Source organism: Halobacterium sp. MBLA0001, assembly GCF_049705385.1.
Taxonomy (GTDB): domain Archaea; phylum Halobacteriota; class Halobacteria; order Halobacteriales; family Halobacteriaceae; genus Halobacterium; species Halobacterium salinarum.
In genome coordinates this window covers 1017178-1039148 of sequence record NZ_JBNAMQ010000007.1, presented here as the reverse complement: position 1 = coordinate 1039148, position 21971 = coordinate 1017178, and the positions used below count along the sequence as shown (strand labels likewise).

Genomic DNA, 21971 nt, shown 5'->3' with positions numbered 1-21971 from the left:
CACGAAAGAACTACCCCCATGGGTTGTCTCACCACGCGTATGAACCGCTACCAGTACGCTCGCGTTCTCGGGCTCGTACTCGCCGTGCTCGGGGCGTGTGTCGTCGCCCTCTCGTACCCGCCGCCGAGCTGGCTCGCCGCAGAAGCCGTGCTTCTCATCGCCGCCGGTGTGCTCATGATACTCTCCGGGACGCCGAGCGCGCTCCGTGACCGCGTCGGTCCCCACCGACTGCTCGGCGCGGGGAACGCCGTACTCGGCGCGTGGCTGGTCGTCTCCAAGCTGGGTGACACCGGAACCGACGCCGAGCTCGCGTACGCCATCGCCGTCGGGCTGGGCGGCGCAAGCCTTGCGTTCGTCGGGCTGGCGTACGTCTTCCGGCCGGGCGACTTCGGCCTCGGGTCGGACGGCTTCCCCGAGTGATGTCGGTCGGGTCCAGAGGCACAGCAGAGTTATCCCGACGCCGGCTGTCGTCGCCACCGTGACGTGGAGCGAAGCGACACCGGTGTTCGGGGCGTTCCTGGTGTGTCTCGGAAGCGGGCTGCTCGCGGTGTCAGCCGTCTCGGGCCACCCAGCCGGACTCACCGAACAGTCGGGGCTGCTCGTCGCGGCCGGCGTCGCGTTCGTCCTCGCTGGCACCCCGGAGAGACGCCCCGAGTTCGTCGACGAACACTGGCTCGCGGGTGCGGGGTACACCACACTCGGCGTGGTCATGCTCATCTCCGGATACACCAAAACCGGGTTTGGAGCCACGCTGGCGGCGGGGACAGGCACCGGCTGGCTGCTCGCTGGCTGCCTCAGTGTCGCCCTCGGAGTCGTCACTGGTGTGCGGCCAGCAGTCGTCGGGTCCGACCGGACGGATGGAGAATCGTAGCCCCCAACGGCGGCGAAGGCGAGCGATGAGGGGCCGCGGCGAGGGTTACGCCTGCGCCAGTTCGTCACGCAGCAGTTCGTTGACCTGGCCGGGGTCGGCGCTGCCGCCGGTCTTCGCCATCACCTGCCCGACGAGGAAGTTCAGGGCGTCGCCCTCGCCGTCGTGGTAGTCCGCGACGGCGTCGGGGTTCTCCGCGATGGCCTCGGCGACGGCGTCCGCGACCGCGTCCCCCGAGGTCTTCCCGAGTCCCTCGGCATCGACGATCTCGTCCGGGGCTCGGTCCTCGTCGAGCATCGTGCGCAGCACGACTTCCTCGGCGTTCTTCGCCGTGATCTCGTCCTCGGCGACGAGCTCGACGAGGCGTTCGAACTCGTCGTCGCGGTCGGCCACGTCGTCCAGCGAGAGGTCGCGGTAGTTGAGCTCGCCCAGAACGTTGTCCGCGACCCACGTCGCGGCGAGGGCGGCGTCGTACTCGTCGGCGAGTTCCTCGAAGAGGTCCGCGACGGCTTTCCGGGAGGTGAGCTTCGACGCCGTCTCGTCGCCGACCCCGTACTCGGTCCGGAAGCGCTCGCGGCGCGCGTCCGGCAGCTCCGGGATCGGGATCTCGTCTTTCCAGTCAGAGACCTCCAGGGGCGGGATGTCGGCCTCCCGGAAGTACCGGTAATCTTTCTCTTCCTCCTTGGAGCGCATCGAGACGGTGACGCCGCGGGCCTCGTCCCAGTGGCGGGTCTCCTGGGCGACCGCCATCCCGCGTTCGAGCTGGTTGCGCTGGCGCGTGGTCTCGTAGGCAAGCGCCTTCTGGGCGGCGCGGTGACTGGAGATGTTTTTCACTTCGGTCCGGTTCGCGGCTTCGAGCACGTCGTCGCTGGGACCGCCCTCGCCGGCGAGTTCCGCGCTGTCCACCATCGAGATGTTGGCGTCGACGCGCAGGCTGCCGTCGCGTTCGGCGTCGAAGACGCCGAGATACTCCAGGACCGACGTGAGCTTCGCGAGGAACGACCGGACTTCCTCGGCGGCCCGGAAGTCCGGCCGGGTGACGATCTCCATCAGGGGCGTGCCGGCGCGGTTGTAGTCCACGAGCGTGTAGTCGGCGTCCTCGATGCTGCCGCCGACGTGCTGGAGGCTGCCGGGGTCCTCTTCGAGGTGCGCGCGCTCGATGCCGATGGCGCGCCGTTCGTCGGCGGTGCCGACCTCGAGTTCGCCGTCCTGGCAGATCGGGGCGTCGTACTGCGTGATCTGGAACCCCTTGGGGAGGTCGGGGTAGAAGTAGTTCTTCCGGTGGAAGCGCGTTCGCTCGGGGATGTCGGCGTCGATCGCTTTCCCGAGTTTCACGGCGGCTTCGACGGCCCCCTCGTTCAGTGTCGGGAGCGCCCCCGGAAGCCCGAGGCAGACCGGACAGGTGTGCGTGTTCGGGTCTGCGTCGTCGGTGTCCGTCGAACACCCACAGAAGATCTTGGTGTCCGTCTCCAGTTGCACGTGGACCTCCAGCCCGATGATGGCCGTGAGATCCCGTTCGGCTGCCTGCGCACTCATTACCAACGGATTCTCGGTGCGTCCGCTTAGGAGTAACGAAGCCCCGAACCCACAACCAGTCGAATCTCTAATAGGTGTCTGACGCACGTCCGATACATCCTTTTACGTATCGAGGCCGGTTCCCAGGATATGAGCGACGACGCCACCGACCTCGAAGACCGAGTCGCTGAACTGGAAGCGACCGTGCGCGGCCTCACCGAGGAGCTGGTCGATGCGGGCGAACGCATCCGGGCGCTCGAAGCCGAACTCGACCAGCCACCGTCAACCGACGCGCTCAGGCAGGCCCGCGACCAGTCCGCCATCGAGCCGGCCGACGACCAGCCAGCCGACGAGACGGACGCCGACGACACCGAGGACGACACCACCACCGACGACACCGACGACTCCGGGCTCGACGACATCATCGTCGCTTGAGGCTGGCCGCCCCCTTTGCACATGTACATAGAGGAACTCGTCGTTGAGAACTTCAAGAGCTTCGCAGGGACCACCCGAATCCCGTTCTACGAGGACTTCACGACGATCAGTGGTCCCAACGGCTCCGGGAAGTCGAACATCATCGACGCCATACTGTTCGCGCTTGGGTTGGCCCGCACCACCGGGATGCGCGCCGAAACGCTCACTGATCTCATCTACAACCCCGCTCACGAGGGCGCTGATGGAGCCGCGGGGCCGACGGAGGCCAGCGTCGAAGTCGTGTTGAACAACGACGCGGGCGTGGTCTCCCGGTCGCAGGTGACCACCGCCGCCGGCTCCGAGAACGTCGGCAGCGTGGACACCATCACGATCAAGCGCCGCGTCAAGCGCACCGACGACAGCCACTACTCGTACTACTACCTGAACGACCGGTCGGTGAACCTCGCGGACATCCAAGAGCTGCTCGCGCAGGCGGGGATCGCCCCGGAGGGATACAACGTGGTGATGCAGGGTGACGTCACTGGCATCATCAACATGACCGCCGGCGAGCGCCGCGAGATCATCGACGAGATCGCGGGTGTCGCGGAGTTCGACGCGAAGAAGCGCGACGCGTTCGAGGAGTTGGACGTCGTCGAGGAGCGCATCGGGGAGGCGGAGCTGAAGATCGACGAGAAGCGCGACCGCCTCGACCGCCTCGCCGACGAGCGCGAGACCGCCCTCGAATACCAGGACCTACAGGAGGAAAAACAGGAGTACGAGGGGTACGCCAAGGCCGCCGAGTTGGAGGAGACCCGCGCCGACCTGTCGTCGACGCGGGCGGACATCGACGAACAGGAGCGCGAGTTGGAGGGGCTCACCGCCGAGTTGGACGAGCGCCGCGACACCGTGGGCCGCATCGAAGCGGATTTGGCGGCGTTGAACGCCGAGATCGAGCGCAAGGGTGAGGACGAACAGCTTGCGATCAAGCGCGAGATCGAGGAGATCAAAGGCGAGGTGTCGCGGCTCGAAGACACGGTCGCGGCCTGCGAGGATCGCGTCCAGGACGCGGACGCCGAGCGCCGAGAGGCGGTCGTCGAGATCGACCGCAAACGCGAACGGATCGACGCCCTTGAGACCGACATCAGGGAGGTGAAAGTCCAGAAGGCGTCGGTGACCGCGGAGATCCAGGAGCGCCGCGACGAGCTCGCCGACATCGAAGCCGAGATCGAGTCCGTGGACACCGAGTTCGACGAGCTGAAAGCCGCGCTCGCGGACGAGAAGACCGCCCTGGAGGACGCCAAACGCGAGCGCAACGACCACCAGCGGGAGCAAGACCGACTGCTGGACGAGGCCAAACGCCGCAGCGAGGAGCTGGCCGACGCCGAGGCCGACTTGGAGGACGCCCGGGCCGAGCTCCCCGAGGTGGACGCCACGCTGGACGAGCTCGCGGACGAACTGGAGAAGGCAACGCGGAACCGCGAGCAGATCGTCGACGTGGTCGAGGACCTCAAACAGGAGAAACGCCAGCGCCAAGAGGACCTCGCGGCGGTCGAGGACGAGCTGTCGGCGGCCCAAGAGGAGTACGCGCGCCTGGAGGCGCAGGCCGACCAGTCGGGAGATTCCTCGTACGGGAAGGCGGTGACGACGGTGCTGAACGACGACCGGGACGGCGTGCACGGCACCGTCGGCCAGTTGGGTGGCGTGCGCGAGCAGTACGCGACCGCCTGCGAGACGGCTGCGGGCGGGCGGCTGGCGAACGTGGTGGTGGACGACGACGGCGTCGGGCAGCGCTGCATCGAGTACCTCAAGCAGCGCAACGCCGGCCGCGCGACGTTCCTCCCGATCACCGAGATGCAGCAACGGTCGCTGCCGAGCGCGCCGGCGATGCCCGGCGTGGTGGACTTCGCGTACGACCTCGTGGACTTCGACGAGCGGTACGCGCCGGTGTTCTCGTACGTGTTGGGGAGTACGCTGGTCGTGGAGAACATGGAGACCGCACGCGACCTGATGGGCGAGTTCCGGCTCGTGACGCTGGCGGGCGATCTCGTCGAGAAATCCGGCGCGATGACCGGGGGGAGTCGGTCGGGGTCGCGGTATTCGTTTTCGAAATCCGGGAAGGGGCAACTCGAACGGGTCGCCGAGCGCATCCAGGGTCTCGAAGACGACCGCGAGGACTGCCGCCAGGAGGTCCGCGAGATCGACCAGCGCCTGGATTCGGCGCGGGACCGCCGCCAGGACGCCACCGAGCAGGTGCGGACGATCCAGGCCGACATCGAGGCCGCCGAGGCCGACCGGGAGGCCGCCGTGGAGCGCATCGCGGATCTCGAAACGCGCATCGAGGAGCTGCAGGACGAGCGCGAGGCCGTCGACGCGGAGATGCAGACCGTCGACGCGGAGATCGACGCACAGCAGGAGACGATCGCAGCCATCGAGGCCGAGATCGAGTCGTTGGAGGCGGAGTTGGCGGAGTCGAGGATCCCCGAGCTCACCGCCGAAAAGGAAGACATCGAGGCGACCGTCGCGGACCTAGAGGGTCGTGTCGACGAGCTCGATGGCGAGCTGAACAGCCTCACACTGGAAAAAGAGTACGCCGAGGACGCCGTCGAGGACCTCCAGGCTGACGTGGCCGACGCCGAGAGCCGGAAAGCCGACGAGCAGGCGCGAATCGAGGCGTTGAACGGCGACATCGAGGCCAAGCAGGCGGAGCTCGCTGAGAAGGAGGCGGCGGTTGAGGACCTCGAAGCCGAGCTGGCGGACCTGAAACGCGACCGCGAGGAGCGCAAGGCCGACCTCAGTGAGGCCGAAGACGCCCGCGACGAGCAGGCGGCCGCGGTCGAGGACGCACGACACCGCCTGGAGCGCCTGCAGGCGGCAGCGCAGACGCTCAGCGAGGAGGTCGCGGAGCTGGACGACGCCGTCGGGGAGTACGATCCGGCGGAGATTCCGGACGCCGACGTGGTCGCGGAGAACGTCGAACGCCTCGGCGCGCGCATGGAGGCGTTGGAGCCGGTGAACATGCTCGCGATCGACGAGTACGAGTCGGTCGCCGACACCCTCGATAGCCTGGAGGCGCAGCGAGCGACGCTCACCGAGGAGGCCGACGGGATTCGGGAGCGCATCGCGCGCTACGACGAGCAGAAGAAGTCGACGTTCATGGCGGCGTTCGAGGCGATCAACGACCACTTCCAGCGCATCTTCTCGCGGTTGTCAGCCGGCACCGGCGGGCTCGAACTCGAAACCCCCGACGACCCCTTCGACGGGGGGTTGACGATGAAGGCACAGCCCGGGGACAAACCCGTCCAGCGGTTGGACGCGATGAGCGGCGGCGAGAAGTCGCTGACCGCGCTGGCGTTCATTTTCGCCATCCAGCGCCACACCCCCGCGCCGTTCTACGCGCTGGATGAGGTGGACGCGTTCCTCGACGCGGTGAACGCGGATCGCGTCGGCGAGCTCGTGGACGAGCTTGCGGGCGACGCGCAGTTCGTCGTGGTCAGCCATCGGTCGGCGATGCTCGACCGCTCCGAGCGCGCCATCGGGGTGACGATGCAGGCTGACAACCGCAGCATCGTCACCGGCATCGACCTCTCGGCGCAGGAGGCGGTCACGGATGACTGATCGGGACGCGGTGCCGGTGGCCAGTCCCGGCCACGAGGGGCGGAGTGACGCCGACGGCGATGCGGTCGAGCCGGTGGCGGTGCTGGTGCGGTTGGCCGAGCGCGGCGAGATCGAGCCCTGGGACATCGACATCGTCGCGGTGACCGACAAGTTCCTGGCGGCACTCGACGAGGCTGATCTGCGGACGTCGGGGCGGGCGCTGTTCTACGCCAGCGTGCTGTTGCGGATGAAAAGCGAGGCGATGCTGGACGACGACGACGACGAGGACGCCGACGACGGTGACGACGAGCGCGCGCCCTGGGAGCCGCCGGACGGGGACGACGCACAGCCGGCGTCGGATCCGGTGGCGTCCCTGGAGGCCGAAATGGAGCGGCGACTGGATCGCAAGCAGGCGCGGGGCAGCCCACAGACGCTGGACGAGCTCGTGCGCGAGCTCCGGGAGGCCGAGCGGGGGTCGTGGTGGAAGGAGTCCAGGGAGTACGACACCAGCGACAGCCCACAGGGGTTCCGGCGGGGCGTCAATGAGATGGAGTACCGCAGCGGTGACGCGGGCCGGATGGCTGACGAGCCAACCACCGCGGAGACGCTCGGGAACGCCCACGGGGAGGACATCGAGGCCACGATCACCGACGTCCGGGGGGCGCTCGCCGCGCAGTACGAGGCCGGCCGGGACGAGGTGTTGTACGCCGAGATCGCGGCTGCCGGGCCGTCCCGAGTGGAGACGTTTCTGGCGGTGTTGTTTCTCGCACACCGGGGCGCGGTCACGCTCGCCCAAGACGAGTTGTTCGGCGACCTCTGGGTGCAGGCGACCGAGGAGTTCCCCGCGCAGGCGGCGACAGTGCCGCCGGCGTGAGAGGCTACAGCTGGAACCAGCCGGTCTCCCGGCCGGAGCTGTGGAGGTGCCAGCGCTGGCGGGCGTGTTGGCCGGCCGTCGTTTCGATCTCGACGGTCGCGTCGAACAGCGGCTCGATGGTTCCGAGCACGTCGTCGTCGGCCGACGCCGAGACGTGGACGTGGCCCATGCCGTCGACGCGCCGGATCGCGCCACAGAGCAAGTGTAGGAACCGGAACAGCTCGGTTTCCGCGATGGTGCCGGCGGTGGTGGCGTCGATGTAGGTGTCGAGGCGGTCGAGGCAGACGCGGAGCTCACCCGGGCCGTCGGCGTCCGCAGCCACCCGGTCGATGGCGGCCTTGGTTGTGGTGTAGACGGCCGCCAGATCCAGGTGATCGGGGGCGCGCTCGTACCACTCCGTGGTGGCAGTCGGGCCGGTGGGGGCGGCGCTGGTCGTCGTGGTTGTGCTTCGCGTGTCGGAAGTGGCGTCGACGACGGCGAACGATCCGGGGTCCGTGCGTCGTGGGCGGTGGCGCGTGAGGATCGTCGGAACGTCGACTGCTGTCGAGAGGAAGACGTGGCTGCGGTCGAGCTCGGGAGCGCCGAGCAGGCGCTCGCAGGCGGTGCCGTGGCCGGGCGCGTCACTGGCGACAAGCAGTGTACAGCCGCCGCGTTTCAACTCGGCGAGCTCCGCCGAGAACGCCTGTGCATCCACGTCACCCTGCATATACACTAACGAAGTCGGCTCACGTATTTACATTTTATGTCTACGGATTCGAATCTTAGTGTATTGTGACCGCTATATGTGGTCGCCGAGCAGCGGCGCGACGCGGTCGCGGGTCTCCTCGGGGATGGCCTCCGGGGGCGTGTTGACCGTGCCGTCGAGGCTGTGGCCGCAGTCGCAGTCGCGCTCGTCGGGCAGCGTCTCGATGGCGCGCTCGACGGTCGCCTTGATGGCGTCCTCGTTGGCGGCGGCGTTGGCGAGCACTTCGTCGAGCGTGACTTCGCTGTCCGCTTTCCAGACGTCGTAGTCGGTGACGCCGGCGACCGTCGCGTAACACATCTCCGCCTCCCGCGCGAGCTTCGCCTCGGGGATGGCGGTCATGCCGACGAGGTCCCAGCCCTGGGCCTTGTAGAACTCCGACTCGGCGCGCGTCGAGTACTGGGGGCCTTCGATGCAGACGTACGTGCCGCCCTGCTGGGTGTCGGCGTCGGTGGCGTCGGTGGCGGCGTCGTGGAGGTGCTCGACCATGTGCGGACAGTAGGGGTCCGCGAACGGCTGGTGGACGACAACGCCATCGCCGAAGAACGTCGCGTCGCGGTGGTTCGTCCGGTCGAAGATCTGGTCCGGGATGACCAGCGTCTGGGGGGACAGCTCGTCTCTGAGGCTGCCGACGGCGTTGGACGCGAGGATGCGCTCGACGCCGAGCTGCTTGAACGCGTAGATGTTGGCGCGGTACGGGAGGTTCGTCGGCGACCGCTGGTGGTCGGAGCCGTGGCGCGGCAGGAACGCCACCTCGGTGCCGGTGTCGCCGAACTCGCCGATGGTCACCGGCGCGCTCGGGTCGCCGTACGGCGTCGAAACGGCTGTTTCCCGGACGTCGTTCAGTGGCAGTGCGTCGTAGATGCCGGAACCGCCGATGAAGCCGATCACACCAGGATGTGAGCGGGCCCCACACCTAAACGATGCGGTGGCGGCCGGCGGGCGTCACACGAGCGCCCAGCGGTCGGCGTCGGTGGCGGCGAGCACGTCCCGGCGCACCATCTCGGAGCGGACTTCAGTGAGGCGGTCAGGCTGTGCGATCTCCATCTGGATGCGGTCGACGTCGTGGTAGTCCGCGAGCAGGTCGCGGATGCCGGCCGTGGTGTAGGGGCCGTCGTCGTCGGTGGCCATCACGCCGGCGATGATGTCGATCATGTCCTCGATGAAGTTCCAGGGGTAGACGATCCACGCCCACTCGTCGAGGCGTTCGCCCACGTAGTCGGGCTCGAAGGCGCTGGTCTGCAGCAACTGGAGGGTTGCCGTTCGGACCGCGTTGGCGTCCCGGTCTTGGACGTACTCGTGGGCGTGTTCGATGGAGCCGCCGGTGTCGGCGATGTCGTCGATGATGAGCACGTCCTTGTCTTCGACGGAGCCCTCCGGCATCGGGTACCGGACTTCGGGCTCGGCGGATTTCTCCGCGGTGCCGACGTAGTGCTCCATTTTCAGGCTCGTGAGGTCGTTCAGGCCGAGGAAGTCACAGAGACACCGGCCCGCGAACCAGCCGCCGCGGGCGAGCGCAACGACCACGTCGGGCTCGAAGTCGGCGGCTTTGACCTGGTCGCTGACGTCCCGGCAGAGTCCGTAAATATACTCCCAGTTGGTGATCGTGCAGTTGAAATCGTCCGGGAGGTCACTCATTGCGTGTCGGCACTCGCTCGCGTCGCTACTTAACGGTTTACAGGCCGACCGGGCGAACCCTGTGTCCGGACCGAGCGCGCTCGGGCCCAGGAACGCAGAAGTGGCCTCCACCCGGGAGCGGGCGTATGACGGCACCACGACGGACCGCCTGCGGAGATCAGTCGGCGGCGGTCGTCGCGGCACTCGCAGGCTGGCTGGCTGGATCGGAGTGACGCCGCGGCGGGCTGGGGCGACGCGAGGAGGAAAACAGGCAAGCCCGAGGGCCCCGAATCGGGGCCATGACCGAGACGCGAGCGCTGCTCGTGGACGCGTTCACCGACGACTCGTGTGCGGGCAACGCCGCGGGTGTGGTGCCGGACGCCGGGGGACTGACCGACGACCAGATGCAGGCGATCGCGGCCGAGCTCGGCGCCAGCGAGACGGCGTTTCTGCGGCCGAGCGACGCGGCCGACCGCCGACTCCGGTATTTCACACCGACCACTGAGGTCGACCTCTGTGGGCACGCGACCATCGCGAGTCACGCGCACCTGTACGACGACGGCGCGCTCGCCGCCGGCGAGCACACCCTGGAGACGAACGTCGGCGTGCTCGACATCGAGGTGGCCGAGGACGGGACCGTGTGGATGGCCCAGAACCCGCCGACGGTCCGCGAGGTGGAGCTGTCCTACGAGCGGGTCGCGGAGGCGACCGGGACCGAGGCGGCCGCGCTGCGGGGTGCCAGCGACGACATCCCGCTTGCGGTCGCCGACACCGGGCTGCCGTTCCTGATCGTGCCCATCACGTACCTCTCGGATCTCGGCGACGCCGACCCCGATTTCGATGCCGTCGAGGCGCTCGCCGACGACGTGGGCGCGGCGGGCGTCTACATGTTCTCGTTCGACGCGCTCGACCGGGCGTCGACGGCGCATGGGCGGGCGTGGGTGCCTGGTGTGGGCGTCGATGAGGACCCCGTGACGGGCACCGCGAGCGGGGCGGCGGGCGCGTATCTGGCGCGGTTCGGGGCGTTCGACGGGGACGCGCCGGATGAGATGGTGTTCGAGCAGGGGCATTTCGTGGATCGGCCGGGGCGGGTTCGGGTGCGGGTCGCTGGCGATGCGCCGATGGTCGGCGGGCGTGGCGTGTCGACGCTCGACGGGACGCTGGCGGTGCCGGCCGAGACCGAGGAGGAGATCCTGGAGGCGTAGTCAGTCGTCGTCGCGCTTGAGCTCGCGGAGTTCGCGGTTGGCCGACTGGAGGTCGGTCTGCATGTCCGAGAGGCGGTCGTCGAGCACGCTGACGATGTCGGATTTCACGCGTGCGGTGTCGAGGGTGTCGTCGAGTGCGTCCTCGTGGGCGGCAGTGAGCGTCGTGTACAGCGCCCAGGATGCGCCGAACCGGTAGATGACGACGCCGGCGGCCGCGAGCGCGAGCCCGGGAACGGCGTCAGCGAGGTGGGGGCCGGATGGGAGACCGTGTTCGAACGCGGGCTGTGCGAGGACCCCGCCGTAGCCGATGAGCGCGAGCGCGACGATGCCGAGGATCGTCGTGGCGAGGAAGTATTTGCTTGAGTGTGTGGCGGCGCGTTTCGCGTCCATGCGCGGTCTCACGGAGTGCGCCGGGTAAAACCCATCGAGTAGAAACGACAACTCGGTTCCGAGTACCATATGTCAGTTCTCCAGAGGGGTTCGGAATATTCATAGGGGCATTGCGTGACTGTACAGACGCCACATGGCTGTACGCTGGCTGGAAGACGTACGCGCCGACGACATCGACAGTGTCGGCGGCAAAGGGGCATCACTCGGCGAACTCACGGATGCCGGGCTCCCAGTCCCACCGGGCTTCGTCGTGACCGCCGGCACCTACCGGACGTTCATCGAGGAGGCAGGGATCGACCAGGAGCTGTTCGACGCGGTGGGCGTCGACGCCGAGGACTCCGACGCGCTCGCCGACGCCGCGGCGCACGCGAGCGACCTCATCCTGAACACCGACTTCCCGGCGAGTCTCCGCGAGGACATCCTCTCGTCGTACGACGCCCTCGACGACGGGGCGGCGTTCGTCGCGGTCCGGTCCTCGGCGACCGCCGAGGACCTCCCGGACGCGAGCTTCGCCGGCCAACAGGAGACGTTTCTCAACATCACGCGTGAGGCGCTGCTCGACCACGTGAAACGCTGCTGGGCGAGCCTGTTCACGGAGCGCGCGATCTACTACCGACAGGAACAGGGCTTCGATCACGACCGCGTGAACATCGCCGTCGTCGTCCAGCGCATGGTCGACGCGGAGAAATCCGGGGTGTTGTTCACCAGCCACCCCTCGACGGGCGCACACGAGGCCATCGTCGAGGCCGCCTGGGGGCTCGGCGAAGCGGTCGTCTCCGGGGCGGTGTCGCCGGACAACTACGTCGTCGACCGCGACACGGACACCGTCGAGGAGGCGACGGTCGCCGACAAGAAGGTGATGCACGTCAAGGACGACGACACCGGCGAGACCGTGTCCCGCGACGTGCCCGACCGGAAGCGCACCCAGCGCGTCCTCGACGACGGCGAGATCAGCGACCTGGTCACCATCGGGGAGCGCGTCGAAGCCCACTACGACGCCCCACAGGACGTGGAGTGGGCGATCGTCGACGGCGACGTGTACATGCTGCAGTCCCGGCCGATCACGACCATCGAGGACGACACCGACGGGGCGGTAGCGAACACCGACGGTGGTGGCGGCGACGGCGACGCCGTCGTCACCGGACTGGGCGCGAGCCCGGGTGTCGCGTCGGGGCCGGCACGCGTCGTCACGAGCCTCGACGAGCTCGACAAGATCGGCGAGGGCGACATCATCGCCACCGAGATGACGACCCCCGACATGGTGCCGGCGATGAAGCGGGCGGCGGGCATCGTCACCGACGAGGGCGGGATGACCAGTCACGCCGCCATCGTCTCCCGCGAACTCGGCTGTCCGGCGGTCGTCGGCGCGACGGACGCCACGACCACGCTGTGCGACGATCAGGCGGTCACGCTCGACGGTGACCGTGGCGTCGTCCGCGACGGCCGCGAGGAGACCACCACCGAGCACGACCCCATCGAGGACGCGCGACCGACGACGCCGGTGAAGCCGATGACCGCCACCGAAGTCAAGGTCAACGTCTCCATCCCGGAGGCCGCCGAGCGCGCCGCCGCGACCGGTGCCGACGGGGTCGGGCTGCTCCGCATGGAGCACATGATCCTGTCCACGAACAAGACGCCCAAGCGGTATATCGACGACCACGGCGAGGACGCCTACGTCCAGGAGCTCGTCGACGGCATCCGGGGCGTCGCCGAGGAGTTCTACCCGCGGCCGGTGCGGGTTCGCACGCTCGACGCACCGACCGACGAGTTCCGGCAACTCGAAGGCGGCAACGACGAGCCCCACGAGCACAACCCGATGCTCGGCTACCGCGGGGTTCGGCGCAGCCTCGACCGCCCGGACGTGTTCAAACACGAGCTGTCGGCGTTCCGGCGGCTCTACGAGATGGGGTACGACAACGTGGAAGTGATGTTCCCCCTGGTCAACGACGCCCAGGACGTTGCGCGGGCCCGAGACCTGATGGCGGACGCCGGCATCGACGTCGAGAAGCGATCGTGGGGCGTCATGATCGAGACGCCGGCGGCCGCGCTCGCCATCGAGGAGATCGCACAGGAGGGCGTGGACTTCGCGAGCTTCGGCACGAACGACTTGACCCAGTACACGCTGGCCGTCGACCGCAACAACGGCAGCGTCGCCGACCGGTTCGACGAACTCCACCCGTCGGTGTTGACGCTCATCGAACGCACCATCGACGCCTGCCGCGAGCACGACGTCGCCACCAGCATCTGCGGGCAGGCCGGCTCGAAACCCGAGATGGTGGATTTCCTGGTGGAGACCGGCGTGTCCTCGATCTCCGCGAACATCGACGCCGTTCGCGACGTCCAACACGAGGTCAAGCGCGTCGAGCAGCGACTCCTGCTCGAGTCGGCCCGTGAGTGACCGCCGGAATTAGGGAGGCGCGGAACCGACACTGAGGGGATGCTCGTCCACCACGTCGTCTTCCTCGCGCTCGTCGCCGGGACGACGCTGTTGTTCGCGTCGCTGGCGGCACTGAACGTCCGGTACGCGGAGCGCACAGTCCGCGAGCGCAACGCCTGGCTGGCCACCCATATCGGCGTCGACGACCCCGGGGAGCTGCTGGCGTACCACCGACTCGGGACGGCGGTGAGCCAACTCCGGTCGGTCGTGCTGGCCGGCGCTGTGTTGGGTGTCCTATACACCGGCGCGTTCGGGGCCGCCGTGGCGTTCGTCTACGACACCGTCGGCAGCGACGTGCTGGCCGGCGTCGCGCTGCTCGTGGGGGCGACGGTCGCCATGCAGGTGGCGCGCGTGCCGTTCGACGCCGTCGAGACGTTCGGCGTCGAGTCGGCGTTCGGGTTCAACGAGCAGTCGCCGGCGCTGTTCGCCCGGGACGCGCTGTTGAGCGCCGGGCTGGCGGGCGTGTTCGTCGCAGTGCTTGGCGGGGCCGTCCTGGTGGCTGTGGCGGCGCTCCCCGAGTGGTGGTTCGTCGCCGCGACCGGGATCGTGGGGGTGTTCCTGCTGGCCACGCAGGTGCTGGTGCCCCGGGTGGTGATGCCGTTGTTCTACGACTTCGACCCCGTCGACGAGGGCGGACTGCGGGACGCCATCGAGGACGTCTTCGACCGCGCGGGGTTCGCCTGCGAGCAGGTGTACGTCATGAACGCCTCGTCGCGGTCGGGGCACTCGAACGCGTTTTTCACGGGGTTCGGCGCGACCAAGCGGGTGGTGTTGTTCGACACGCTCATCGACCAGATGGGCGAAACGGAGCTTCAAGCCGTGCTCGCCCACGAGCTCGCCCACTGGAAGAACGGCCACATCTGGCAGACCATCGGGGCGGCCACGCTGCAGGCTGGGGTGGTGTTGTTCGTGGCGTCCCGGCTGCTCGATGCCGGCTGGCTGTACGGCATGTTCGGGGTGCCCGAACAGCCCGCGGCCGGGCTGTTGCTTGCGGGGGTGTGGTTGCAGCCGCTGAGCCGGCTCACCGCGCCGCTACAGAACAAGCTCTGGCTGGCAAACGAGCGGGAGGCCGACGCGTTCGCCGTGGACGTGATGGGGGACGGTGAACCGCTCGCGGACGCCCTGGGGGCGCTCACGAGCCAGAACCTCGGCAACCCGTTCCCGCATCCCTACTACGAGGCGTTCCACTACCAGCACCCGCCGGTGCCCGAGCGCATCCGGTATCTGACCGCGGCCGACAGCGGGGCCGCCGCGGAGCGGTCGGCGTGCCGAGAGCGGAACCGCTAAACGGCTGCTGTCGTTGCATGCGGGTATGACGCGTGGGGAAGCGCGGCGGCCGCCACAGGAGTTCGACCGGGTGCTGTCCTCGATGTGCACGACGCCGCATCCCGCGGCCCGCGAGGCTGCACAGGCGTTTCTGGCGACCAACCCGGGCGACCCGGAGACGTATCCGGCGGTGGCCGAACGCGAGCGCGACGCCGTTGCACTGCTCGGAGAGATCGTGGGGTTGTCGTCGCCACACGGCTACATCGCTGCCGGCGGCACGGAGGCGAACCTCCAGGCCGTCCGGGCCGCGCGCAACCGCGCCGACGCCGACGCCGTGAACGTGGTTGCGCCGGCGAGCGCGCATTTCAGCTTCCAGAAGGCCGCTGACGTGCTCGGCGTGGAGTTGCGGCTCGCGCCCACTGACGGGGATCACCGGGCGGACGTGGCTGCAGTGGCGGACCTCGTGGACGGCGACACCGCCGTGGTGGTCGGGGTGGCCGGAACGACCGAGTACGGGCGGGTGGACCCGATCCCGGCGCTGGCGGACATCGCAGCCGGGGTGGACGCGAACCTCCACGTCGACGCGGCCTGGGGTGGGTTCGTGTTGCCGTTCACCGACCACGACTGGAGCTTCGCCGACGCGCCGGTGGACACGATGGCCATCGACCCACACAAGATGGGGCAGGCACCGGTTCCCGCAGGGGGGTTTCTAGCGCGGGATCCCGAGACGCTGGACGCGCTCGCCATCGAGACGCCGTATTTGGAGTCCGACACCCAGCCGACGCTGGGCGGGACGCGGTCGGGGGCCGGCGTCGCGGGCGCGCTCGCCAGCCTGCGGGCGCTGTGGCCGGACGGCTACCGCGAGCAGTACGAGCGCACGCAGGGCAACGCTGAGTACCTCGCCGCGGAGCTCGCCGCCCGCGGATACGACGTCGTCGACCCCGAGTTGCCGCTGGTCGCTGCCGACATGCCCGACGCCGAGTTCCAGGCGCTGCGCGAAGAGGGGTGGCGGATCTCCCGGACGGCGTCGGACGCGCTGCGCGTGGTCTGTATGCCCCACGTCACGCGGGAGATGCTGGCGGCGTTCCTGGACGACGTCGACGCGCTGGCGTGACCCTGGTGGGCAGTGACGCAATCAGCGGGCTTTAGGCCCGCGGCACGGCAACAGGGACACATGACAGACGAGGACTACCCCACGGACGATCCGGCGGTGGTGACCTGTGGGCTCCCCTATCCGACCGGGGACTTGCACATCGGCCACCTGCGGACGTACGTGAGCGGCGACGCGTTCAGTCGCGCGCTCCGAAAGCTCGGCCAGGAGACGGTGTTCGTCTCGGGGACGGACATGCACGGGACGCCGATCGCCGTCCAGGCCATCGAGGCCGGGGTTGGGCCGCTCGACCTCGGGCTGGAGCGCCACGAGCAGTACGCCGACACGTTCGAGGAGTTCAGCGTCGCGTTCGACACCTACGGCCACACCGACGAGGAGACCAACGTCGAGCTCACCAGGGAGTTCGTGGGGGCGTGGGAGGACAACGACCACGTCTACGAGACGGAGATCCAGGTGGCGTACGACCCCGACGCCGACCAGTGGCTGCCCGACCGGTACGTCGAGGGGACGTGTCCGTACTGCGGGGAGCACGCGCGCGGCGACGAGTGCGACGAGGGCTGCCAGCGCCACCTCGAACCGGGGGAGATCGAGGCACCGGTGAGCACCATCACGGGCAACAGCGCGGAGTACCACGAGCGCGCGCACAAGTTCCTCCGGCTGTCGGACTTCCAGGAGTATCTGGAGGGGTTCATCAACCGGATGGAGGGGACGAACAACGCGAAAAACCAGCCCCGCGAGTGGATCGAGGGCGGGCTGGAGGATTTCTGCATCACGCGGGACCTCGACTGGGGGATCGACTACCCCGGGGAGGGTGGCGACGACCTCGTGTTGTACGTCTGGGTCGACGCCCCCATCGAGTACGTCGCCGCCACGAAGCAGTACTCCGAGCGCGTGGGCACCGAGGAGTTCGACTGGGCGTCCGTCTGGAAGGACGGCGACGGCGAGATCATCCACGTCATCGGCCGCGACATCATCCAGCACCACACCGTGTTCTGGCCGTCGATGCTGGCGGGCGCGGGCTACGCCGAGCCGCGGGCGGTGTGTGCGACCGGGTTCGTGAACATCGACGGGCGGGGGTTGTCGACGTCGAAGAACCGCGCCATCTGGGCGGCGGAGTACCTCGATGCGGGGTTCCATCCGGACCTGCTGCGGTATTACCTGGCGACCGCGAGCGGCTTCGAGCGCGACGTGAACTTCTCCTGGGAAGAGTTCGCGCAGCGCGTGAACACGGAGCTCGCGGACGCCGTGGGGAACTTCGCGTACCGGGCGCTGTTGTTCGCGAACCGGAACTTCGACGGCACCCCCCAGGAGGTCAGCCTCACGGACGACGTCGAGACGGAGATCGCGCAGGCGATGGACGACTACGAGGACGCGCTGAACGAGTACGACCTGCGGACCGCCGGCGAGCGCGCGGTGGCGCTGGCGCGGTTCGGCAACGAGTACATCCAGCACAACGAGCCGTGGAACCTCGACAGCGAGGCGGCCGCGCCGGTGATGCGGGACTGCGTGCAGCTCGTGAAGGCGGTTGCAGTGCTCCTGCAGCCGTTCCTGCCGGAGAAGACCGAGACCCTCTGGGCGCAGCTCGGTGAGGACGGGCGTGTGAGTGACGCGACGATCGCGGACTGCCTGCAGGCGCCGCCCGCGGAGTTCGGGGAGCCCGCGGAGCTGTTCGAGAAGATCGAGGACGACCGGGTCACCGAGCTCGACGAGGCGCTGGCCGCGAAGATCGAAGCTGCTAGTAGCGAGGACGCCGATGGGGAGGGTATGGCCGACGAGACAGCCGACGACGGGATCGAGCTCGAACCGCTTGCCGAGGACGATATCAGCTTCGAGGAGTTCCAGGCGCTGGATCTGCGGGTGGGGGAGGTCGTCGAGGCCGAGGGCATCGAGGGCGCTGACGATCTGGCGCGCCTCGAAGTCGACATCGGCCACGAGGTGCGCCAGATCGTCGCCGGCATCAAGCAGCTCCACGACCTCGACGCGCTGCCGGGGACGCGGGTGGTGGTGGTGGCGAACATGGAGCCGTCGGAGCTGTTCGGCGTGGAGTCCAACGGGATGGTGTTGGCGGCCGGGGAGGACGCCGACCTGCTGACGACCCACGAGGACAGCGAGCCCGGCACGAAGGTGATGTAGGGCGGGCGGCCACCGCCCCGCACGCGAATGGAACTCAGTATCGAGTAAAGAGCGTGGGTTTTTGCCGGGCGGCGGTGTACCGTCGCGTATGAGAAACGCGAAGATCGTCTGTACGCTCGGCCCCGCGACCAACGACGACGCGTCGGTGCGGGCGCTCGCGGACGCCGGCATGACGGTAGCACGGATCAACGCCAGCCACGGCGACGCGGCCGCGCGCCGGGAGCTCATCGAGACCACGCGGGCCGTCGACGCCCAGACCGACAAGCCGCTTGCGGTGATGCTCGACACCCAAGGCCCGGAGGTCAGGACCGCACCGATCGACGACGACGGCACCATCCACATCGAAACCGGCAGCGACGTGGCGTTCGTCGAGGGCGACACCGCGACCCCCGATCGGATCGGGATCTCCACCAGCATCGCGGCCGCCGAACCCGGTGACACGGTGTTGCTCGACGACGGCCGCATCGAGGCCGACGTCGACCGCGTCGCCGGCGACACGGTGCACGCCACCGTGGTGTCCGGCGGGAGCCTCGGCAGCCGGAAGGGCGTCAACGTGCCGGGCGTCGAGCTGGACGTGGACGTCGTCACCGAGAAGGACCGCCGCGATCTGGCGTTGGCCGCCGAGCTGGACGTCGATTACGTGGCGGCGAGCTTCGTCCGGGACGCCGACGACGTGTTGGCCGTCAACCGCGTCCTGGAGTCCCACGGTGCCGACATCCCCATCGTGGCGAAGATCGAGCGGGCGGGTGCCGTGGAGAACCTGGACGGCATCATCGACGCCGCCCAGGGCGTGATGGTGGCGCGCGGCGATCTCGGCGTGGAGTGTCCGATGGAGGACGTGCCGATGATCCAAAAGCGCATCATCGCGCAGTGCCGGGACGCGGGGGTGCCGGTGATCACCGCGACCGAGATGCTGGATTCGATGGTGCACGCCCGGCGTCCGACGCGCGCGGAGGCCAGCGACGTGGCCAACGCGGTCCTGGACGGCACCGACGGCGTGATGTTGTCCGCGGAGACCGCAGTGGGGGACAACCCCACGCGGGTTGTCGAGACGATGGACCGCATCGTGCGGGAGGTCGAAGGCAGCGCGGAGTACAGCGAGCGCCAGGAGCAGGCGGTGCCGACGGCCGACGGGACGGCGAAGACGGACGCGTTGGCGCGGTCGGCGCGGTATCTGGCCCGCGACATCGACGCCAGCGCGGTGGTGGTGGCCTCCGAGTCGGGGTACACCGCCCGGAAGGCCGCGAAGTTCCGGCCCAGCGTCCCGGTGGTCTGTGCGACGCCGTCCCACGACGTGCGCCGGCAGCTCGCGCTCAACTGGGGGGTCCACGCCAACTACGCGGCGGTCGCGGAGGGCGACGCGACGACGGTCGTCGAGCGCGCGGTGCAGGCGGCCGTCGACTCCGGCGTGGTGGCGAGCGGCGACACCGTGGTGGTGCTCGTGGGCATGATGACGGAGCTTGAGGGCGCATCGACGACGAACACACTGAAAGTGCACGTGGCCGCGGAGACGCTCTCGACCGGGCGGGCGGTCGTCGACGGGCGGACGACCGGCCGGACGTACCGTGCCGACAGCGGGGATCTCAGCGACGCCCCGGAGAACGCGGTGGTGCTGTTGGCGCACGGGTTCGACGGCGAGTTCGACGGCGATCTCTCGAAGATCGGGGCGATCGTGAGCGCGGACGCCGGGCTGACCGGGTATCCGGCGGTGATCGCGCGCGAACTCGACGTGCCGATGGTCGGCGATGTCGACGTGGACGCGGTGCCGGCTGGCGATCTGGTGACCGTGGACGGCGAGCGCGGCGTCGTCTACGAGGCCGATCAGTGACCCCGATGCTTTTGGCCGTTGACGGCCAACCCGGGGTATGAGTCAGACGGACGACGACCGCGAGTGGCGGTTCACGCTGAACGAGGTGGGCGAGGACGCCACCACCAGCCCGGAGACGATCGAAGCGGGGTCGCCGGCCGCGGAGAACGTGGCGTTTTTCGTGCTCGGCGTCGCCACGATGGTGGGCGCGATCGGCCTGCTGTTGTTCGGGTAACGGTTTTCACTGCGGTAGCCTAACGCACGGGTATGGAGGGCGTGTTCGGTCAGTCGCTGTCGTTCGTGCTCGTGGTGATCGGGGCGGTGTTATGCATCGCCGAGGCGTTGGCACCCGGCGCGCACCTCATCGTGTTGGGCGTGGCGTTGCTCGCCGCCGGGCTGGCCGGGATGTTCGTGTTGTCCGGCGCGACGGCGTTCCAGCTCGCCGGCCTGGTGTTAGTGGTGGGGATGGTGGCGCTGTACGTCTACCGCTACTACGAGATCTACGAGGGCACGGGTAGCGGGCAGACCCAGTCCTCAAGCGACCTGCGCGGAAAGCGCGGGTACGTCGTCGACCCCGTGACTCCGCGTGAGGGGCGCGTCGACCTCGAACACGGCGGCTTCGATTCGTCGTACGCGGCGCGCACGACGACCGGCACGATTCCAGCGGACACCGAGGTCGTGGTGGTGGATCCGGGCGGCGGGAACGTGGTGACCGTCGAGCCGGTCGCTGACGCCGCAGCCGCGGGCAACGACGCCGAAGACGGGGTCCCGGGCTGAGGCGAACACTTATTGTGTAGTCGCCGGACGGTTGAGACGATGTATACAGCACTCAGTGTCGGCACCGCTGGCGCGGCGGCCGCCGACGCGCTCCCGGCAGCGATCTTCGGCGGATCGTTGACGACGGTGGTCGGGCTGTTGTTGCTCGTGTTACTCGCGGTGGTCGTCTACGAGACGGTGCAGATCGTCGACGCCTACGAGAAGCAGGCGCTGACGGTGTTCGGCGAATACCGGGGGTTGCTCGAACCCGGGATCAACGTCATTCCGCCGTTCGTCTCCCGGACGTACACCTTCGACATGCGCACGCAGACGATCGACGTGCCCCGCCAGGAAGCCATCACGCGGGACAACTCCCCGGTGACCGCGGACGCTGTCGTGTACATCCGGGTTCGGGACGCCAAGCGCGCGTTCCTGGAGGTCGACGACTACAAGACCGCCGTGTCGAACCTCGCGCAGACGACGCTGCGGGCGGTGCTGGGTGACATGGAGCTCGACGACACGCTGAACAAGCGCCAGGAGATCAACTCCCGGATCCGCACGGAGCTCGACGAGCCCACCGATGAGTGGGGGATCCGCGTCGAGAGCGTGGAGGTCCGTGAGGTCAACCCGAGCCAGGAGGTCCAGCAGGCCATGGAGCAACAGACCAGCGCGGAGCGTCGCCGCCGCGCGATGATCCTGGAGGCCCAGGGTGAACGGCAGTCCGCCATCGAGAACGCCCAGGGTGACAAGCAGTCGAACATCATCCGGGCGCAGGGGGAAAAGCAGTCCCAGATCCTCGAAGCCCAGGGGGACGCCATCTCGACGGTGCTCCGTGCGAAGTCCGCGGAGTCGATGGGCGAGCGCGCCATCATCGAGAAAGGAATGGAGACCCTGGAGGGGATCGGCGAGGGCGAGTCCAACACGTTCGTGCTCCCCCAGGAGGTCACGAGCCTCGTCGGCCGGTACGGCAAACACCTCGCGGGCAGCGATGTCGGCGACGGTGGCTCCGATCTGGAGAGCATGGCCTTCGACGAGGAGACGCGCGAACTCATCGGCCTGGACAACATCGACGAGATCCTGAACCAGATCACCGAGGAGGCGGACGTCGACCCCGCGGACTTGGAGGAGAAAGCCGAGGCGGTGCAGCGCGGCGAGGACGCGGGACTGCAGGACGCCGGCGAGGTGATCGAGGAGATGGACGCGGAACTCGACGACGGCACCGAGGACACCGGCACGTAGCGC

General features: G+C 68.7%; 19 protein-coding genes. 14 read left to right on the top strand and 5 right to left on the bottom strand.

The genetic code is table 11. From position 1 onward, the window contains the following. Positions 1 to 39: 39 nt before the first annotated feature. Positions 40 to 420 (top strand): hypothetical protein, encoded by a 381-nt coding sequence (locus ACOZ32_RS06565; RefSeq protein WP_229373391.1) that lies wholly within the window; start codon positions 40 to 42, stop codon positions 418 to 420. Between the two features lie 58 nt (positions 421 to 478). Further along, complete coding sequence (locus tag ACOZ32_RS06560) at positions 479 to 871, top strand: hypothetical protein (protein WP_285253148.1); 393 nt, start codon at positions 479 to 481, stop codon at positions 869 to 871. 45 nt (positions 872 to 916) lie between these two features. On the opposite strand, the gene gatB is transcribed toward ACOZ32_RS06560, so the two are convergent. After that, positions 917 to 2404, bottom strand: a complete 1488-nt coding sequence (gene gatB / locus ACOZ32_RS06555) for an Asp-tRNA(Asn)/Glu-tRNA(Gln) amidotransferase subunit GatB (protein ID WP_205251448.1) — start codon at positions 2402 to 2404, stop codon at positions 917 to 919. A gap of 129 nt (positions 2405 to 2533) precedes the next feature. On the opposite strand from gatB, the gene ACOZ32_RS06550 reads away from it, so the two are divergent. From ACOZ32_RS06550 to ACOZ32_RS06540, 3 genes are read left to right on the top strand one after another with little or no spacing between them, the layout of a single operon-like run. Next, on the top strand, positions 2534 to 2818 hold the full coding sequence (locus ACOZ32_RS06550) for a DUF7518 family protein (RefSeq protein ID WP_285253149.1): 285 nt from the start codon (positions 2534 to 2536) through the stop codon (positions 2816 to 2818). Positions 2819 to 2839: 21 nt separating this feature from the next. After that, positions 2840 to 6412: a chromosome segregation protein SMC gene (smc, locus tag ACOZ32_RS06545; protein WP_285254624.1), complete on the top strand. Its 3573-nt coding sequence runs from the start codon at positions 2840 to 2842 to the stop codon at positions 6410 to 6412. After that, positions 6405 to 7265: a segregation and condensation protein A gene (locus tag ACOZ32_RS06540; RefSeq protein ID WP_285254625.1), complete on the top strand. Its 861-nt coding sequence runs from the start codon at positions 6405 to 6407 to the stop codon at positions 7263 to 7265. The genes smc and ACOZ32_RS06540 overlap by 8 nt, the downstream gene beginning before the upstream one ends. Before the next feature lie 4 nt (positions 7266 to 7269). Here the strand turns inward: ACOZ32_RS06540 and ACOZ32_RS06535 are convergent, their stop codons facing one another. The 3 genes from ACOZ32_RS06535 to ACOZ32_RS06525 all read right to left on the bottom strand — a co-directional run bounded on the left by ACOZ32_RS06535 (position 7270) and on the right by ACOZ32_RS06525 (position 9645). Continuing rightward, the gene (locus ACOZ32_RS06535) at positions 7270 to 7971 is read right to left on the bottom strand and encodes a DUF7504 family protein (protein WP_235168140.1); all 702 of its coding nucleotides are present in this window, start codon (positions 7969 to 7971) and stop codon (positions 7270 to 7272) included. Positions 7972 to 8043: 72 nt separating this feature from the next. Next, positions 8044 to 8898 carry an S-methyl-5'-thioadenosine phosphorylase gene (gene mtnP, locus ACOZ32_RS06530; RefSeq protein ID WP_136361089.1) on the bottom strand — a complete coding sequence of 285 codons (855 nt, stop codon included), beginning with the start codon at positions 8896 to 8898 and terminating at the stop codon, positions 8044 to 8046. A gap of 54 nt (positions 8899 to 8952) precedes the next feature. Next, a complete protein-coding gene (locus ACOZ32_RS06525; RefSeq protein ID WP_010902203.1) occupies positions 8953 to 9645 on the bottom strand; it encodes a phosphoribosyltransferase in 693 nt (230 codons plus the stop codon). 278 nt (positions 9646 to 9923) lie between these two features. Here ACOZ32_RS06525 and ACOZ32_RS06520 point away from each other — a divergent pair, with 278 nt between their 5' ends. Further along, positions 9924 to 10829, top strand: coding sequence for a PhzF family phenazine biosynthesis protein (locus tag ACOZ32_RS06520; RefSeq protein WP_010902202.1), 906 nt, complete (start codon positions 9924 to 9926; stop codon positions 10827 to 10829). Here the strand turns inward: ACOZ32_RS06520 and ACOZ32_RS06515 are convergent, their stop codons facing one another. Next, complete coding sequence (locus ACOZ32_RS06515; protein WP_010902201.1) at positions 10830 to 11219, bottom strand: hypothetical protein; 390 nt, start codon at positions 11217 to 11219, stop codon at positions 10830 to 10832. It lies immediately after the preceding gene. Positions 11220 to 11352: 133 nt separating this feature from the next. On the opposite strand from ACOZ32_RS06515, the gene ppsA reads away from it, so the two are divergent. The 8 genes from ppsA (at position 11353) to ACOZ32_RS06475 (ending at position 21968) form a co-directional block, all read left to right on the top strand. Then, positions 11353 to 13617 (top strand): pyruvate, water dikinase, encoded by a 2265-nt coding sequence (gene ppsA, locus ACOZ32_RS06510; RefSeq protein WP_285254626.1) that lies wholly within the window; start codon positions 11353 to 11355, stop codon positions 13615 to 13617. Between the two features lie 39 nt (positions 13618 to 13656). Next, positions 13657 to 14943: a M48 family metallopeptidase gene (locus ACOZ32_RS06505; protein WP_285254627.1), complete on the top strand. Its 1287-nt coding sequence runs from the start codon at positions 13657 to 13659 to the stop codon at positions 14941 to 14943. 25 nt (positions 14944 to 14968) lie between these two features. Beyond that, positions 14969 to 16036, top strand: coding sequence for a tyrosine decarboxylase MfnA (gene mfnA / locus ACOZ32_RS06500; RefSeq protein WP_205251439.1), 1068 nt, complete (start codon positions 14969 to 14971; stop codon positions 16034 to 16036). Between the two features lie 60 nt (positions 16037 to 16096). Then, entirely contained in the window at positions 16097 to 18166 is a 2070-nt protein-coding gene (gene metG, locus ACOZ32_RS06495; protein WP_205252416.1) for a methionine--tRNA ligase, read from the top strand. 88 nt (positions 18167 to 18254) lie between these two features. Next, entirely contained in the window at positions 18255 to 19994 is a 1740-nt protein-coding gene (pyk, locus tag ACOZ32_RS06490; RefSeq protein WP_010902196.1) for a pyruvate kinase, read from the top strand. 37 nt (positions 19995 to 20031) lie between these two features. Beyond that, the gene (locus ACOZ32_RS06485; protein ID WP_010902195.1) at positions 20032 to 20208 is read left to right on the top strand and encodes a DUF7312 domain-containing protein; all 177 of its coding nucleotides are present in this window, start codon (positions 20032 to 20034) and stop codon (positions 20206 to 20208) included. Positions 20209 to 20240: 32 nt separating this feature from the next. Next, complete coding sequence (locus tag ACOZ32_RS06480; protein WP_010902194.1) at positions 20241 to 20750, top strand: NfeD family protein; 510 nt, start codon at positions 20241 to 20243, stop codon at positions 20748 to 20750. A 39-nt stretch (positions 20751 to 20789) separates the two neighbouring features. Continuing rightward, positions 20790 to 21968 (top strand): SPFH domain-containing protein, encoded by a 1179-nt coding sequence (locus ACOZ32_RS06475; RefSeq protein ID WP_285254628.1) that lies wholly within the window; start codon positions 20790 to 20792, stop codon positions 21966 to 21968. Positions 21969 to 21971 lie beyond the last annotated feature (3 nt).